The 14,652-nt window shown below is 48.9% G+C and carries 13 protein-coding genes and 1 tRNA gene; 11 read left to right on the forward strand and 3 right to left on the reverse strand.

Features of this window, described 5'->3' with window-relative positions:
• Positions 1-7 precede the first annotated feature (7 nt).
• The 9 genes from secG to pnp all read left to right on the forward strand — a co-directional run bounded on the left by secG (position 8) and on the right by pnp (position 9,457).
• Entirely contained in the window at positions 8-406 is a 399-nt protein-coding gene (gene secG, locus ONV78_RS19800) for a preprotein translocase subunit SecG (RefSeq protein ID WP_279505760.1), read from the forward strand.
• A gap of 8 nt (positions 407-414) precedes the next feature.
• A tRNA-Leu gene (locus ONV78_RS19805) sits at positions 415-500 on the forward strand.
• 211 nt (positions 501-711) lie between these two features.
• A complete protein-coding gene (gene rimP / locus ONV78_RS19810; RefSeq protein WP_279505761.1) occupies positions 712-1,164 on the forward strand; it encodes a ribosome maturation factor RimP in 453 nt (150 codons plus the stop codon).
• Between the two features lie 18 nt (positions 1,165-1,182).
• A complete protein-coding gene (gene nusA, locus ONV78_RS19815; RefSeq protein WP_279505762.1) occupies positions 1,183-2,676 on the forward strand; it encodes a transcription termination factor NusA in 1,494 nt (497 codons plus the stop codon).
• Positions 2,677-2,700: 24 nt separating this feature from the next.
• The gene (infB, locus tag ONV78_RS19820; RefSeq protein WP_279505763.1) at positions 2,701-5,283 is read left to right on the forward strand and encodes a translation initiation factor IF-2; all 2,583 of its coding nucleotides are present in this window, start codon (positions 2,701-2,703) and stop codon (positions 5,281-5,283) included.
• Between the two features lie 53 nt (positions 5,284-5,336).
• A complete protein-coding gene (gene rbfA, locus ONV78_RS19825; protein WP_279505764.1) occupies positions 5,337-5,741 on the forward strand; it encodes a 30S ribosome-binding factor RbfA in 405 nt (134 codons plus the stop codon).
• A 35-nt stretch (positions 5,742-5,776) separates the two neighbouring features.
• Complete coding sequence (truB, locus tag ONV78_RS19830; RefSeq protein ID WP_279505765.1) at positions 5,777-6,691, forward strand: tRNA pseudouridine(55) synthase TruB; 915 nt, start codon at positions 5,777-5,779, stop codon at positions 6,689-6,691.
• 61 nt (positions 6,692-6,752) lie between these two features.
• Positions 6,753-7,022, forward strand: coding sequence for a 30S ribosomal protein S15 (gene rpsO / locus ONV78_RS19835; protein ID WP_127973264.1), 270 nt, complete (start codon positions 6,753-6,755; stop codon positions 7,020-7,022).
• Positions 7,023-7,345: 323 nt separating this feature from the next.
• Complete coding sequence (gene pnp / locus ONV78_RS19840) at positions 7,346-9,457, forward strand: polyribonucleotide nucleotidyltransferase (protein WP_279505767.1); 2,112 nt, start codon at positions 7,346-7,348, stop codon at positions 9,455-9,457.
• A 100-nt stretch (positions 9,458-9,557) separates the two neighbouring features.
• On the opposite strand, the gene ONV78_RS19845 is transcribed toward pnp, so the two are convergent.
• The gene (locus ONV78_RS19845) at positions 9,558-10,538 is read right to left on the reverse strand and encodes an alpha/beta fold hydrolase (RefSeq protein WP_279505768.1); all 981 of its coding nucleotides are present in this window, start codon (positions 10,536-10,538) and stop codon (positions 9,558-9,560) included.
• A 140-nt stretch (positions 10,539-10,678) separates the two neighbouring features.
• Between ONV78_RS19845 and ONV78_RS19850 the strand changes: the two genes are divergently transcribed.
• Both ONV78_RS19850 and ONV78_RS19855 read left to right on the forward strand, forming a co-directional pair.
• Positions 10,679-11,161, forward strand: coding sequence for a DUF3015 domain-containing protein (locus ONV78_RS19850; protein WP_279505769.1), 483 nt, complete (start codon positions 10,679-10,681; stop codon positions 11,159-11,161).
• A gap of 83 nt (positions 11,162-11,244) precedes the next feature.
• The gene (locus ONV78_RS19855; RefSeq protein ID WP_279505770.1) at positions 11,245-13,137 is read left to right on the forward strand and encodes a DUF4105 domain-containing protein; all 1,893 of its coding nucleotides are present in this window, start codon (positions 11,245-11,247) and stop codon (positions 13,135-13,137) included.
• A 56-nt stretch (positions 13,138-13,193) separates the two neighbouring features.
• Here ONV78_RS19855 and ONV78_RS19860 read toward each other — a convergent pair whose 3' ends face one another.
• On the reverse strand, positions 13,194-13,895 hold the full coding sequence (locus ONV78_RS19860; RefSeq protein ID WP_216736920.1) for an ATP-binding cassette domain-containing protein: 702 nt from the start codon (positions 13,893-13,895) through the stop codon (positions 13,194-13,196).
• A complete protein-coding gene (gene livG / locus ONV78_RS19865) occupies positions 13,895-14,650 on the reverse strand; it encodes a high-affinity branched-chain amino acid ABC transporter ATP-binding protein LivG (protein ID WP_279505771.1) in 756 nt (251 codons plus the stop codon). Before livG ends, ONV78_RS19860 begins: the two co-directional genes overlap by 1 nt.
• Positions 14,651-14,652: the final 2 nt, after the last annotated feature.

Consider the following 14,652-nt stretch of genomic DNA (forward strand, 5'->3'; position numbering starts at 1 on the left):
AGATTAAATGGAACTGTTTGAAACCCTGATTGTTATAGTTCATGTGATCGTTGCAGCTGGCGTTATTGGCTTGGTGTTGATTCAGCAGGGTAAAGGCGCTGACATGGGCGCTTCCTTTGGCGGCGGAGCCTCTCAAACAGTTTTTGGTTCTGGTGGTAGTGGTTCTTTTTTGACGAAAATGACAACTACGTTAGCCATTGTTTTCTTTCTGAGTAGTTTTGCATTAGCTTATGTTGCTAAGCAGAAAGCTGGTCAGGTCACTGCAAGCGGAGTTCCTGTTGTTGAAACGGTTTCTGGCTCTTCCTCAGAGTCTGATGAGCCTTCAACTGAAGCAGGATCTGCAAATGCTGGTGACTCTCAGAGCGCTTCGGAAGCTCCTTCCGATAGCAAGCCTGAGTTAGAATAAAGGTTTATGCCGAAGTGGTGAAATTGGTAGACACGCTATCTTGAGGGGGTAGTAGCTTATGGCTGTGCCGGTTCAAGTCCGGCCTTCGGCACCATATTAAAGACAGGCGAGCCCGTTGCTCGCCTTCTTTGCAGCAACTATAATTTTGCTGCCGTATTTTCTGGGATACGCGTTGTAAAACCCCTTTTCAGGGGTTTTTTATTAACTGCACTATGGTGTGGTCGGAGGATGGGCTTAGTGCCCATTTTTTGTTTGGCGACTTAGCGTAGGTTACGCTGGGTGTGCTCCCTATCGGAGATAATCTATTGGCTCGTAAAGACGATCTATACCAACTTCTCAAGCCTGTGGTAGAGGGAATGGGCTGCGACTTTTGGGGGATGGATTTCATTGCCCAAGGGAAGAGAAGTTTGTTGCGAATCTATATCGACAAAGAGTCCGGGGTGCTGGTTGATGACTGTGAAAAAGTGAGTCGTCAAATTAGCGCTATCTTGGATGTTGAAGATCCGATAAAGGGGGAGTATACCCTGGAAGTTTCTTCACCAGGGTGGGATCGGCCGCTCTTTAACATTGAGCAATATAAGGCATATATAGGCTCTGTTGTTGAGGTTAGGCTGCAAGCGCCTTTTAATGGGCGGCGTAAGTTCAAGGGCCTTTTGGCGGCTGTTGAAAATGATGAAATAGTGCTCCAAGTGGACGCGGAAGAATTTATATTTCCTGTGGAAACGATAGATAAAGCGAATGTTGTGCCGCAGTATTGATGGGATTACGGGGTAAAGATGAACAAAGAAATCTTGTTGGTTGTGGAAGCGGTCTCCAACGAAAAAGGGGTAGATAAAGACGTCATTTTCGAAGCTATTGAATTGGCTTTGGCTACCGCTACTAAAAAGCGCTATGAAGACGAAGAGGCCGATATTCGAGTGGATATCGATAGAAAAACTGGTGAATACCAGGCGTTTCGTCGTTGGTTGGTGGTGGATAATGATGCTGTTCCTGCTTTAGGAACTGAACTTACTTTGGAAGAGATACATGAAAGTGGTCTTGATCTGAAGCCTGGCGACATCCATGAAGAGGAAGTCGAGGCAGTCGCTTTTGGACGAATTGGCGCGCAAGCAGCCAAACAGATCATTGTTCAAAAGGTGCGCGAGGCTGAGCGGACTAAAATCGTCGACAGCTATCGAGAAAAAGTCGGCGATTTGGTAAATGGCGTCGTCAAGAAAGTAACCCGAGATAACATAATTGTTGACTTGGGCGCCAACGCCGAAGCGCTGTTGCCAAAGGACCAGTTGATCAGCAGAGAGACCTATCGTGTAGGCGATCGTGTTCGCGCATTGCTGTTGGATATCCGAATGGATAACCGAGGTCCTCAATTGATTTTGAGTCGTGCTTGCTCTCAAATGTTGATTGAGCTTTTCCGAATTGAAGTGCCTGAAATCGCAGAAGAAGTTATTGAGATAAAAGCCGCTGCACGTGATCCTGGTTCGAGGGCGAAGATTGCGGTTAAGACCAATGATGGACGTATAGATCCAGTCGGCGCTTGTGTAGGTATGCGAGGCTCGCGAGTACAAGCGGTTTCCAGTGAACTTGGCAACGAGCGTATTGACATTGTTCTGTGGGACGATAACCCGGCTCAGCTGGTTATTAACGCCATGGCTCCAGCAGAAGTAGCCTCTATTATCATTGATGAAGATAGTCACACTATGCAGGTGGCTGTTTCAGAAGATAATTTGGCGATGGCGATTGGACGTAGCGGGCAGAATGTCAAATTAGCCTCAGAAATGACTGGATGGGAAATCAATGTTCTAACTGAGGAACAAGCTGGACAGCAGCAGGAAGAAGAGTTTAGACGCTATGTCGACTGCTTTATCGACCAGCTGGGCGTAGAGGAAGATTTGGCGGAGGTATTGGCTTCTGAAGGCTTTACGTCGTTGGAAGAGGTCGCATACGTCCCGATGGAAGAGATGCTCGCTATCGAAGATTTTGACGAAGATCTGGTGACTGAGCTTCGTAAACGAGCGAAAAATGTTCTGATCAATCAAGCACTAGCAAGCGAAGAGCAACTGGAAAAAGCGGAGCCTGCGGAAGACCTGTTAAACATGGAGGGGATGGACCGGCACTTGGCGTTTGTGCTCGCAAGCAAAGGTATTGTCACGATGGAAGACTTGGCCGAACAATCTGTTGATGACCTCCTCGATATAGATGAAGTTGATGAAGAACGAGCTGCGCAGCTAATCATGACGGCGCGTAAACCATGGTTTGAGGAACAACAGTAATTCGGGGGCAAACAGGAGACAAGCATGGCAGAAGTTACTATTAAGCAGCTTGCCGAAGACGTCGGGGCTCCCGTTGAGCGTCTGTTAAAGCAGATGGTTGACGCGGGTCTGGAAAAGCGCGGTGAAGGCGATATTGTTACTGACTCAGAGAAACAAAAACTATTGGCGTTTTTAAAACAAAGCCATGGCGAATCATTTTCTGAGCCAAAGAAAATCACCTTGAAGCGTAAGACTACCACTACGCTGAAAGCCTCAGGAACAGGGGCGAGTCGCTCTATTAACGTTGAAGTGCGTAAGAAGCGGACCTACATCAAGCGTAGTGACACCGTCAATGAGATAGACGCGCAGAAGCAGCAGGATATACAGAGAGCTGCTGAAGAAGCCGCGAGAGAACGAGAGACAGAGGATGAAGCAGCGCTTCAGAATGAGTCGGTTATAGACGCTACTGCTGAAGTCGTTGAAAGCGCACAGCAGGAAGTGGTGAGCACTGATACTCAAGAAGTCGAGATAGCGTCAGAAGCAACAGCCGATGAGGCAGTTGGCGTCGCAACTGCTGAAAGTGGGCTGGAGAAAGCTGGTGGGACGGCTGACCAGGAAGAGGATGACGCTGAAAAGTCAGAAGCAAGAAAAACATCTAAGCATAGACGCAATAAAGAAGACTCAGAGGTGCGTCGAGAGCCTGCCGACGCCGAAGACCTTAAGCGTCGTGAGAAACATAAGCCTAAGCCTGCGCCTCAACTCAAGTCTTCAAAAGTCATCGCAGTTGAAGAGGATGACTCAAGTGAAGATGCCCCTAGGCGGGCTCGTCAACGTAAAAAGAAGAGCAAGGTGGTTCAGGACCGTTCTGTCCAACCAATTGTTCGGGAGGTTGTGATTTCGGATACTATTACAGTCGCAGAACTAGCCCAGAAAATGTCCGTGAAAGGCGTAGAAGTTGTTAAACGCCTGATGGGTATGGGGATCATGGCGACTTTAAATCAGGCAATCGATCAAGATGTCGCTCAGCTGGTAGCTGAAGAAATGGGTCATAAAGTCAAGCTGCTTCAAGAAGATGCGGTAGAGACGGAAGTACTTGAGTCCATCTCTTTTGAAGGCGAATCAAAATCGCGCGCTCCAGTTGTCAGTGTCATGGGGCATGTTGACCATGGTAAGACCTCGCTGCTCGATTACATTCGTCGTGCGAAGGTGGCGGCTCAGGAGTCCGGTGGGATTACTCAGCATATCGGCGCATATCATGTAGAAACACCTCGAGGAATGATCTCGTTTCTGGATACGCCTGGGCATGCCGCGTTCACCGCTATGCGTGCTCGCGGGGCGCAATGTACTGATATTGTTATACTTGTTGTCGCTGCAGACGATGGTGTCATGCCGCAAACGCAAGAAGCGGTTCAGCACGCAAAAGCTGCTGGCGTGCCACTGGTAGTAGCCGTCAACAAAATGGACAAAGAGCAGGCAGATCCAGATCGTGTTAAGAACGAGCTGTCTGCTCTTGATGTTATCCCTGAAGAGTGGGGTGGCGATGTTCAGTTTGTTCCTGTTTCCGCTCACACTGGTGATGGTATTGACGACCTTTTGGAAGCGGTACTGCTACAGTCGGAAATGTTGGAGCTGACGGCGGTGCCTGATGCACCTGGTAAAGGTGTGGTCATTGAGTCCAGTCTGGATCGTGGTCGCGGCTCTGTTGCTACCGTGCTTGTTCAAAACGGAACTCTGCGCCATGGCGATATCGTTTTGGCTGGAGAGTACTATGGTCGAGTAAGAGCCATGGTGAACGAGAATGGTCAGAATGTTCAGGATGCTGGCCCTTCAATTCCAGTGGAAATTCTAGGGTTGAACGGCACTCCCGATGCGGGCGACGAGTTTATTGTTGTGCCTGACGAGAAAAAAGCGCGTGAAGTTGCCGAATTCCGTCACAATAAAGAGCGCCAGACCCGCCTTCAGCGTCAACAGGCTGCGAGCCTAGAAAACCTGTTTGAAAACATGGGTAAAGGCGGCGTAAAAGAGCTAAACATTGTATTAAAGACAGATGTGCGTGGCTCTTTGGAGGCGTTGATTGGCGCTCTGACCGAAATTGGTAATGAAGAAGTTCAGGTCAAGATCGTAGCGAGCGGTGTTGGCGGCATTACTGAAACGGATGCTAACCTGGCGCTTTCTACTCAGGCGATCATAGTGGGCTTCAATGTGCGTGCAGACGCAAGCGCTCGTAAAATCGTTGAAAAAGAAGGCATAGAGCTCCGTTACTATAGCGTCATCTACAACATTATTGATGATGTTAAGAAGGCTCTAACTGGTATGTTGGCGCCGGAGTTCCGGGAAGATATCGTCGGCACCGCAGAAGTGCGCGATACGTTCAAGAGCCCGAAATTTGGACAAGTTGCTGGCTGTATGGTTCTGGAAGGCGCTGTATATCGCAACAAGCCTATTAGAGTATTGCGCGACAACGTGGTTATTTTTGAAGGTGAGCTTGAATCTCTGCGCCGCTTCAAGGATGACGTAGCAGAAGTGCGTGCAGGTACCGAATGTGGTATCGGTGTTCGCAACTATGAAGTTAAAGTCGGCGATATTATCGAAGTATTCGACAAGATAAGAGTTGAGCGTTCTCTGTAACGCTCATTCATTTCTTGTGTAGTCGCTGCATGCAATTAAGAGTAAAGACATAGATGGCTCGAGAGTTCAGTCGATTAGACAGAGTTGCGGAACAAATTCAAAAAGAGCTTGCGCAGCTGATTCAAAGGGAGTTGAAGGATCCCCGTTTAGGAATGGTTACTGTAAACAGCGTTAAAGTGAGCAAAGATCTCTCTTACGCTGATGTATATGTAACTGTTTTGAATCTGAAAGATGTGGAAGATGGCGATGCTTCTAAAGCTTCTCTGAAAGTTCTAGAGAGCGCTGCAGGGTTATTGCGTTCCGAGTTAGGACGTGCAATCAAGCTTAGAGTCATGCCTCAACTACGTTTCCATTACGACGCTTCCGTCAGTAATGCTCAACGATTAGGGGCGCTGATTCAGAAAGCGCGCGCCAAAGATGGCGGTGCTACTGACACTAAAGACGATAGTCTCAACTGAGGGTATCGTTGGTAGTGGCAAGGCGTAAGAAAGGCGTGCCTTTAGATGGCGTATTGGTTGTCGATAAACCGCAAGATTGGACTTCCAATGCGGTTTTGCAGAAGGTTAAATATGCGCTGAATGCGCAGAAGGCGGGCCATACGGGTGCCTTGGATCCTCTTGCGACTGGGGTGCTTCCATTGTGCTTTGGTGAGGCGACCAAGTTTAGCCAGCTGCTGCTGGATTCAGATAAAGAGTATGTGACCTGCGCTTACCTTGGGCGCACTACCACTACGTCTGACGCTGAGGGCGATATCATTACCGAGTCGCCTGTTCCTGATTTGTCTATTTCCGAACTGAAAAACATCCTCAAGCAATTTCGAGGGAATCTAAAACAGATTCCCTCCATGTATTCTGCGCTTAAACACAAAGGAACTCCGCTTTATAAGCTTGCCAGGCAAGGTATTGAGGTTGAGCGGGAAGCGAGAGATATTGTGATCCATGAGCTTGAGCTTCTGGAATATACTCAACCATATTTACGCTTGCGGGTTCTCTGTAGTAAAGGGACCTATATTCGAAACCTTGTAGAAGATATTGGTGAAGTTATAGGATGTGGGGCCCATGTGGCGGAATTGCGTCGTACTCGTTGCGGACCATTTGCACTGGAGGATAGTGTCAGCTTTACACCATTTGAGGATGAAAGCGGGCGCCAAATTGCGGCAGAGAGATATCAGCAACGTTTGCTGCCTGTCGATTCATCGGTCCGGCAATTCCCTGAAATATTGCTTGATGAAGCTAATACGGGCTCGATTATCCAGGGGCGAACGGTTAAAATATCGCCTCTCTCAAGCGAGGGTAGGGTGCGTTTGTATTCTAACGAACGTAGGTTTATCGGCTTGGGAGAAGTGATGAGTGACGGAACGGTAAAACCCGTTCGGTTACTGAATGTGAGCGCATTAAGCGCTGAATAAATGGGGCGGCTGTTAATATGCGCGGTCGTTTCCGCATTAATCGCATATTTGGAGAAAAATCATGGCATTATCTGCTACCGAAAAGTCGGCTATTGTTAAGGAATACCAAGTAAAGGAAGGTGATACTGGTTCTCCTGAAGTTCAAGTGGCTCTGTTGACTGCAAATATCAACAAACTGCAAGAACACTTTCAGGCGAATAAGCATGACCACCATTCACGTCGTGGTTTGATCCGTATGGTTAACCAGCGTCGTAAGTTGCTTGATTACCTGAAAGGCAAAAATACCCAACGCTATGTTGATCTGATCCAGAAACTGGGTCTGCGTCGCTAAGAAGACAAAGGTATTGCTTTAGTATCCGGGGTATCAAATATTTGATACCCCGTTACTTTTTGAGGAACCTCCGATTTATTCGATACTTGATGATTTTTTGAAGGCGCTGAGCCGGATGAATTGAAGCAAGAGGGTCGGGCGCTGACGGAAATTTTCTGTACACACCTGCTCCTTAAGTGTTGGAGAAGTCTGCGATCTTGTTGAGAGATCGAATAAATCAAAGGTTCCTTTGTTGGGTATCTAAGGCTCGAATCGGTAAGTAGCAGCTGATTCCGGATTAAAACTTAAGCTTAAAAATTAAAAAACACTCGTAAGGAGTCAAAGTGAACCCAGTTCGTAAAACATTTCAATACGGCAACTCAACAGTCACTCTGGAAACTGGCCGAATAGCTCGCCAGGCTACTGGAGCCGTGTTGGTGACAATGGACGATACTGTTGTTTTGGTCACCGCTGTTGCAGAGAAAGAAGCCGTTCCAGGTCGTGATTTCTTCCCTCTTTCTGTTCACTATCAAGAAAAAACCTATGCTGCTGGCCGTATTCCTGGCGGTTATTTCAAGCGTGAAGGACGCCCATCAGAGAAAGAAACTCTGACCTCGCGTCTGATCGACCGTCCTATTCGTCCGCTGTTTCCAAATGGTTTCATGAATGAAGTGCAAATCATCTGTACCGTTATGTCCGCGAACAAGGATGTCGATCCAGATATCGCATCCATTATTGGCGCTGCAGCGGCATTGGAAATATCCGGCGTTCCCTTCCAGGGCCCATTGGCGGCTGCGCGCGTTGGCTACTCTGAAGAAGACGGCTACCTGTTGAACCCTGGTTTTAAAGCAATTGAAAACTCCAGCTTGGATATGGTTGTTGCAGGAACCGAAGATGCGGTTCTGATGGTTGAATCTGAAGCGAAAGAGTTGACTGAAGACCAGATGCTTGGCGCGGTATTGTTCGCTCACCAGGAAATGCAGGTGGCTGTGCAGGCGATCAAAGAGTTCGCTCAGGAAGCTGGTAAGCCTAAGTGGGATTGGCAGGCTCCAGAGGTTAATGCTGAACTTTTAGATGCGCTGAAGGCCAAATTTGCAGGCTCTATCAGCGAAGCATACGGCATCCGAGTTAAAGCGGATCGTTACGCCAAGTTGGGCGAGCTCCGTCAGCAGGCTGAAGAAGCGTTGGCAGGTGAAGAAGAAGGCAAATTCGAAGCTGAATTGGTCAAAAAGTATTTCAGCAAGCTTGAAAAGGCCTGTGTCCGTGAGAGCATTCTGAAGGGCGAACCACGTATTGATGGCCGCGACACTAAAACTGTTCGTGACCTGAAAATTGAAGTTGGCGTACTGCCGAATACCCACGGCTCTGCACTGTTTACTCGTGGTGAGACTCAGGCTCTGGTGACGGCGACTCTGGGCACCATGCGTGATGTATTGATGGTGGACGCGCTGGAAGGTGAGAAGAAAGACTCGTTCATGTTCCACTATAACTTCCCTCCATACTCTGTGGGCGAAGCATCCCGAGTTGGCGGCGTAGGTCGTCGCGAGATTGGTCACGGTCGCTTGGCGCGTCGTGGCGTACAGGCGTTGATGCCGAATCTTGAGGAATTCCCCTACGCAGTTCGCTGTGTTTCTGAGATCACGGAGTCAAACGGTTCTAGCTCAATGGCCAGTGTATGCGGCAGCAGCTTGGCTCTGATGGATGCCGGTATCCCTGTGAAAGCACCAGTTGCAGGTATTGCAATGGGCTTGGTTAAAGAAGGCGAAAGTTTCGCTGTATTGACCGATATCCTGGGTGATGAAGATCACTTGGGCGACATGGACTTTAAAGTGGCGGGAACCGAGAAGGGCGTCACTGCACTGCAGATGGATATCAAGATCAACGGCATTACCGACGAAATCATGGAAATTGCGTTAGAGCAAGCTCTGCATGCGCGACTCCATATCCTCGGTGAAATGAATAAAGTGATTTCCGCTCCTCGTGACTCCGTTGCGGATAACGCGCCGAAGATGGAAACCATCAAGATTGATCCAGATAAAATCCGCGACGTTATTGGTAAGGGCGGTGCAACTATTCGTTCTATTTGTGAAGACACAGGCGCTTCTATCGATATCGACGACAGCGGTACTGTGCGTATCTACGCGGAGAGCAAACTGGCGGCGGATGAAGCAATTTATCGCATCACAGAGATTACTGCTGAAGCGGAAGTTGGTAAGCTGTACCGCGGTAAGGTTGAGCGCATTGTTGAGTTCGGCGCATTTGTGAACATCTTGCCTGGTAAAGACGGTCTGGTGCATATTTCTCAGATCGCGCAAGAGCGCGTTGAGAATGTCACTGATTATCTGAAAGAAGGCCAGGAAGTCGTTGTTAAGGTGCTGGATATTGACGCTCGCGGCCGTATCAAACTTTCTATTAAGGAAGTGACTGAAGACGAAAAAGCTTCAATGGCTGGTTAATTCCACTCTTCCTAAGAAAAAGCCGCATAATGCGGCTTTTTTTATGCCCGTGACCCGTCCTGAATAGAGGCTGCGTCTATTTCAAGACTGACAGCCAAATTTAGAGTGGCGATTTCTCGGGATTGGCGAGAAAGTTCAGTAAGACTTGGCGATATTCTGGAATGCTAAAGGTAGCTGTGTGAGGCGTATCGGTGCTTAAGAAGTATTTGGGATCGCCTGCGTGCTGAAATACTCTCTCTCCATGGTGATAGGGAATGACTTGATCTGAGGTGCTGTGAATTATCAATAAAGGGATGGGAGAGATATTTCTAACGTAATCTACAGGGTCATAATTCGCTGGAAGCATATAGGAAAAGGGATATTGAAAAGCCCAGGTCAGCCAACCTGCAGCAAGCTTCTCACGTGCTATATCTCTCAGTTCGCTAAAAGGAGCGTCGGCGATGACGGCGGTGGGTTTTACATCATTGAGAGGAATCCGTCCTACAAAATTGATAGTGAGCACTGCGCCGATACTTTGTCCAAGCACAAAAAAAGGCGTGTTTGCATCTGAATAATGTGCTTTCAACCATTCGTAACCAGTTCCTACATCACTAAGAGCGCCAGCCATATCTGGCTTGCCTGAAGATAAACCAAACCCCCGGTAGTCCAGACAAAACACGTCATAGCCCTGCTGAGGAAGCCATATCACGTTGCCGCAGTGAGTACTTATATTCTCAGCATTTCCATGCAGGAAATAGACAACGCCACGCAATGGCATAGAAGCATGAAGCAACCATCCATGAAGACGCTCGCCATCTGGCGTGTCGAGAAATATGTTCTCATAACGAACTTGCGCTTGATCGGGTGTGCGATAGATATGCTTGTCGGGGTAAAAAAGCAGTCCACTGCAAGCACTAAGAAAAAGTAGCGCCCCTAATAATCCAAGTTTGAAAACAGTTTTCGTATAAGTATTAAATTTATCTGATCTGACGTTCACAATTTGATCTGCCTGTATACCTGAACTAGGCTTACCTCGGGCCATGTGATGGCGCCAAGTCTGTACGCCCTGGTGAGAAATGACCAAGCGTTTCTGTTTCAGCATAGCTGTTTGATGCCTATTTCAGAAAGAGTTTGTCGCAACTCGTTTAAACGAGTTGGTTGGCGTTTGTTGCCGGGATGGGCGCTGATATTTGCACAAATGGTACGCGACGAGAATAAGCTAACGTTGAAAGAGGAATCGTTATGAGAAAAATGATGCTCGCTGTTGGGTTTTTGTCGATGACTTCAGGCGCATTTGCCGAAGCTCCAGGGGGGCCGGACTGTGGATGGGGTAATATGCTGTTCGCAGGGGAAAGCGGATTGCCTATCCATCTTTTGGCCACCATTACTAATGGCACTTCGGGTAATAACACATTCGGCATGACTTCAGGAACCAACGGATGTTCGGCGAATGGCGTGCTGACCTATGGTGGATCGTCCCTGGTTAACCTCACGCCAATTATGGATGAGTTTTCTGAGGATGTAGCGCGCGGCCATGGAGATGCTTTGACCACTGTTGCTGTCGCTCTAGAAGTGAAGCAGGAAGACCGTGCGCGTTTTAACCAGGTTATGCATGATAATTTTAATCAGCTATTCCCCAGTGAAAACGTAACGGCGGAGCAAGTGATGCAGTCCGTCATAGATGTGATGAAGACAGACACGAGGCTTTCCAAGTACGCCGCTTGAAGTCAGAATATGAAGCGACGCCCGGTGGTCCGGGCGTTGATTCTTTCTCTAACCTGATCTCAATTAAGAGCGCATGACGCCCTATGCGGTTGAAGCATTCTCTGTTCGTTTTCCTTTCTGCTGTATTTCTTTTAATCAGTTCTGCATTTGCCGCTCTTTCTGATGTCACTGTAGATACCTTGAAGAGACAACAATCTTTGTTAAACACCTTGGCTTCCTCTTCTGAGTGGTTAGGGTTGTTGCATTTTCGCACTGACTCCTTGAGCCCGACCGGCTATTCAAGTTTCATCGATGATCCAAGCTTCTTTTTGGCGGATACAGGGAAGGTTGATGCCAAGGCGGAACTTGAGGCGACCCTACAGGCGATGGTGAGCGAGAATAGAGGTATAAGAGAAAGTGTTGTCTGTCGCTTTCCTTTGCGTAAAAAATGGCTTGAGGCGCAGCTACCGAATATTTCCACCTTGCAGGCGCCTTTGTCATGCCCTGAATACCTTCAGTGGAGAGAGGAGGTAAACGCAGCCAAAGTCTCTTTGATTTTCCCAGCTGCCTACTTAAATAGTCCATCGTCAATGTTCGGACATACTTTTCTGAGATTTGATCCCGCAAACGTTGAAGACGATTCGGAATGGTTGTCCTGGGCGCTAAACTTCGGGGCCACTATCAATGGCGACGATAACTCCATTTTCTTTGCATATCGAGGCCTTGCCGGCGGCTATCCAGGTCAGTTCAGCATGATGCGTTACTTTGAAAAGATCAAAGAGTATAGCTACATGGAAAACCGGGACATGTGGGAATATCGTCTGAACTTGACTCCCGAGGAAGTAGAGCGGATGTTGATGCACTTATGGGAGCTGAAAGACGTGCGTTTCAAGTATTATTTTCTGGATGAAAACTGCGCCTTCCGTCTTCTTGAGTTGCTGGAGATAGCACGTCCGTCTTCGCCTCTGTCATCGAAGTTTCCGTTGACTGCAATTCCGGCCGACACCGTACGCGCGGTCATAGAAGGGCGTTATGTTGCGGAACGGCGCTACCGCCCCTCTGAGGCCGTGCTGTTGAAGGAAAGAATACGCCGGTTGGATGAGTCCGAGAGAGAATTGGCCTACCTGGTGGCGGAGAACCCGGAGATGATGTCGTCCTTGGACTTCAGCGCTTTACCGCCTTCCCGGCAAGGAGCGGTGGCGCAGACCGCATATAGCTATAATCGCTACGAACAGAGAAAGACCCAAAGGAGTCCGGATCTGGCGCGCCGTAGCTTTAAACTGCTGCAACGGATAAGCCAACTGCCGGCAGATAGTGTTGAGCCAGCTATCCCTGAGCCACCCGAAACTGGGCATGGCAGCACCATGATGGGCATTGGCGGCGGTAGTCGTGATGGTGATGCTTTTACTCAGCTTCAATTCAGATACAGCTATCATGATTTACTGGATCGTCAGGAAGGCTATCCCCGCGGCGCTCAAATAATTGCAGGCGACGCTCAGTTCCGCTTTTACGAGAATGACAATTGGGAGCTGCATCGTTTCGATATTATTAATATCATCTCGCAGTCACCGGTTAATAAGTTTCTGCGTCCATTGTCATGGAAAGTTCAAGCGGGCTTTGAGCGCGTCTGGAGTGACTTTGGCGGTGACAAGGCCTATCAAGTAAATGGCGGCGCTGGGCGCAGTTATGACGTAGCGGAAGGATTGAGTCTGTTTGGCTTTTTGACCGCGCGTTTGGAGCATGATCCGGAGTATAAAACCTGGATCACCCCGGCGGCGGGAATAAGTACGGGCTATTTATTGAATTTGCCCTGGGGTTTTCAGTCCACAAGAGTGGAAGGCGAGTACTTTAGTAGTGATGAAATACGCTATCGTGGGGTGCTGGAGCAAAACTTCGATCTGGCGCAAAACCATGCTTTCAGAGCGCACTTGTCTCAAGAATGGAATCGCAGTGACGGCAGATGGGAGGCTGAGATAGCCTACCGATATTACTTTTAAGGAAAGGCGGCGCTCAGGGGTAGCCTGCGACGCCGCCGGATAGATGAGGCGGTTGTTTAGCCGCCTAGGTAAGCTTTGCGAACGTCCTCGTTCACCAACAGGTTTGCGCCGGTATCCTGAAGCACGACTTTGCCGTTTTCCAATACATAACCACGATCCGCCAAACGCAGGGCTTGGTTGGCGTTTTGCTCCACCAGAAAGATGGTCATGCCTTCTTCTCTGAGCTTGCCGATGATCTCAAATATCTGGTTGATGATAATCGGAGCCAGACCTAATGACGGCTCGTCCAGGAACAACATTTTAGGATGGCTCATCAGGGCGCGCCCGATCGCCAGCATTTGCTGTTCACCGCCAGACATTGTACCTGCACGTTGGCTGTGGCGTTCGCGTAAGCGTGGGAACAGGTCATAGACGTATTCCAGCGTGCGCGCAAAGTCGCTCTTGTCAGAGAAAAACGCGCCCATCTGCAGGTTCTCGACTACCGTGAGGCCAGAGAAAACACGGCGACCCTCAGGCACAATGGCGATGCCGCTGCGCATGATTTCAGATGTCGGCGTTTCGGTGATGTCCTTACCCATGAAGGTGATGCGGCCATCACTGGCTCTCGGGTCGCCACAGACCGTCATCAACAACGTGGTTTTACCTGCGCCGTTGGCGCCGATTAATGAGACGATTTCACCTTGATTGACTTCCAGACTGATGCCGTGCAGAGCTTCGATCTTGCCGTAGTGAGTGTAAACATTCTCGAGTGTAAGCATTAGTCTTCTCCCAAATACGCCTTGATGACATCAGGGTTCGTTCTAATTTCATCAGGCTTGCCGTCGGCCAGAGGCGTGCCTTGGCTGACAACATAGATGCGATCAGAAATGCCCATTACCAGCCCCATATCGTGTTCAATTAACAGAATGGAGACGTTGTAGTCATGCTTCAGGCTGACTATCAGCTCGTCGAGATCCCGAGTCTCTTTCGGGTTCAAGCCGGCTGCGGGTTCGTCCAACATCAACAGATCCGGTCCTGTTACCATGCAGCGAGCAATTTCCAGACGGCGTTGTTGACCGTAAGCGAGGTTGCCCGCTTCGCGGTTGGCGAGTGGCAGCAGATCGACTTTTTTGAGCCAATAGGCGGCTTTCTCCATGGCCTCGCTTTCTTTCTTACGATAAGAAGGCGTCTTCAATAAGCCAGAAAGCAGGTTGGTGTTGACGTGACGATGCTGCGCCACCAACAGATTTTCAATCACTGTCATGCGGTTGAATAGACGCACGTGTTGGAACGTGCGAACCATACCAAGGCGGGAAATCTTGAAGTCAGGTAACCCTTGTACCTGCTTACCTTTAAAGGTGATTTGCCCCGAGGTCGGCTTATAAAAGCCTGAGATGCAGTTAAAGACAGTCGTTTTACCTGCGCCGTTAGGGCCGATAATGGAAATGATTTCCCGTTCGTTGACGTCCAGCGACACGCCGTTTACTGCGAGCAGGCCGCCGAACCTCATGGATAAATCGCGAACAGACAGCATTG

The sequence above is a fragment of the Hahella sp. CR1 genome (assembly GCF_029813005.1).
Lineage (GTDB): Bacteria > Pseudomonadota > Gammaproteobacteria > Pseudomonadales > Oleiphilaceae > Hahella.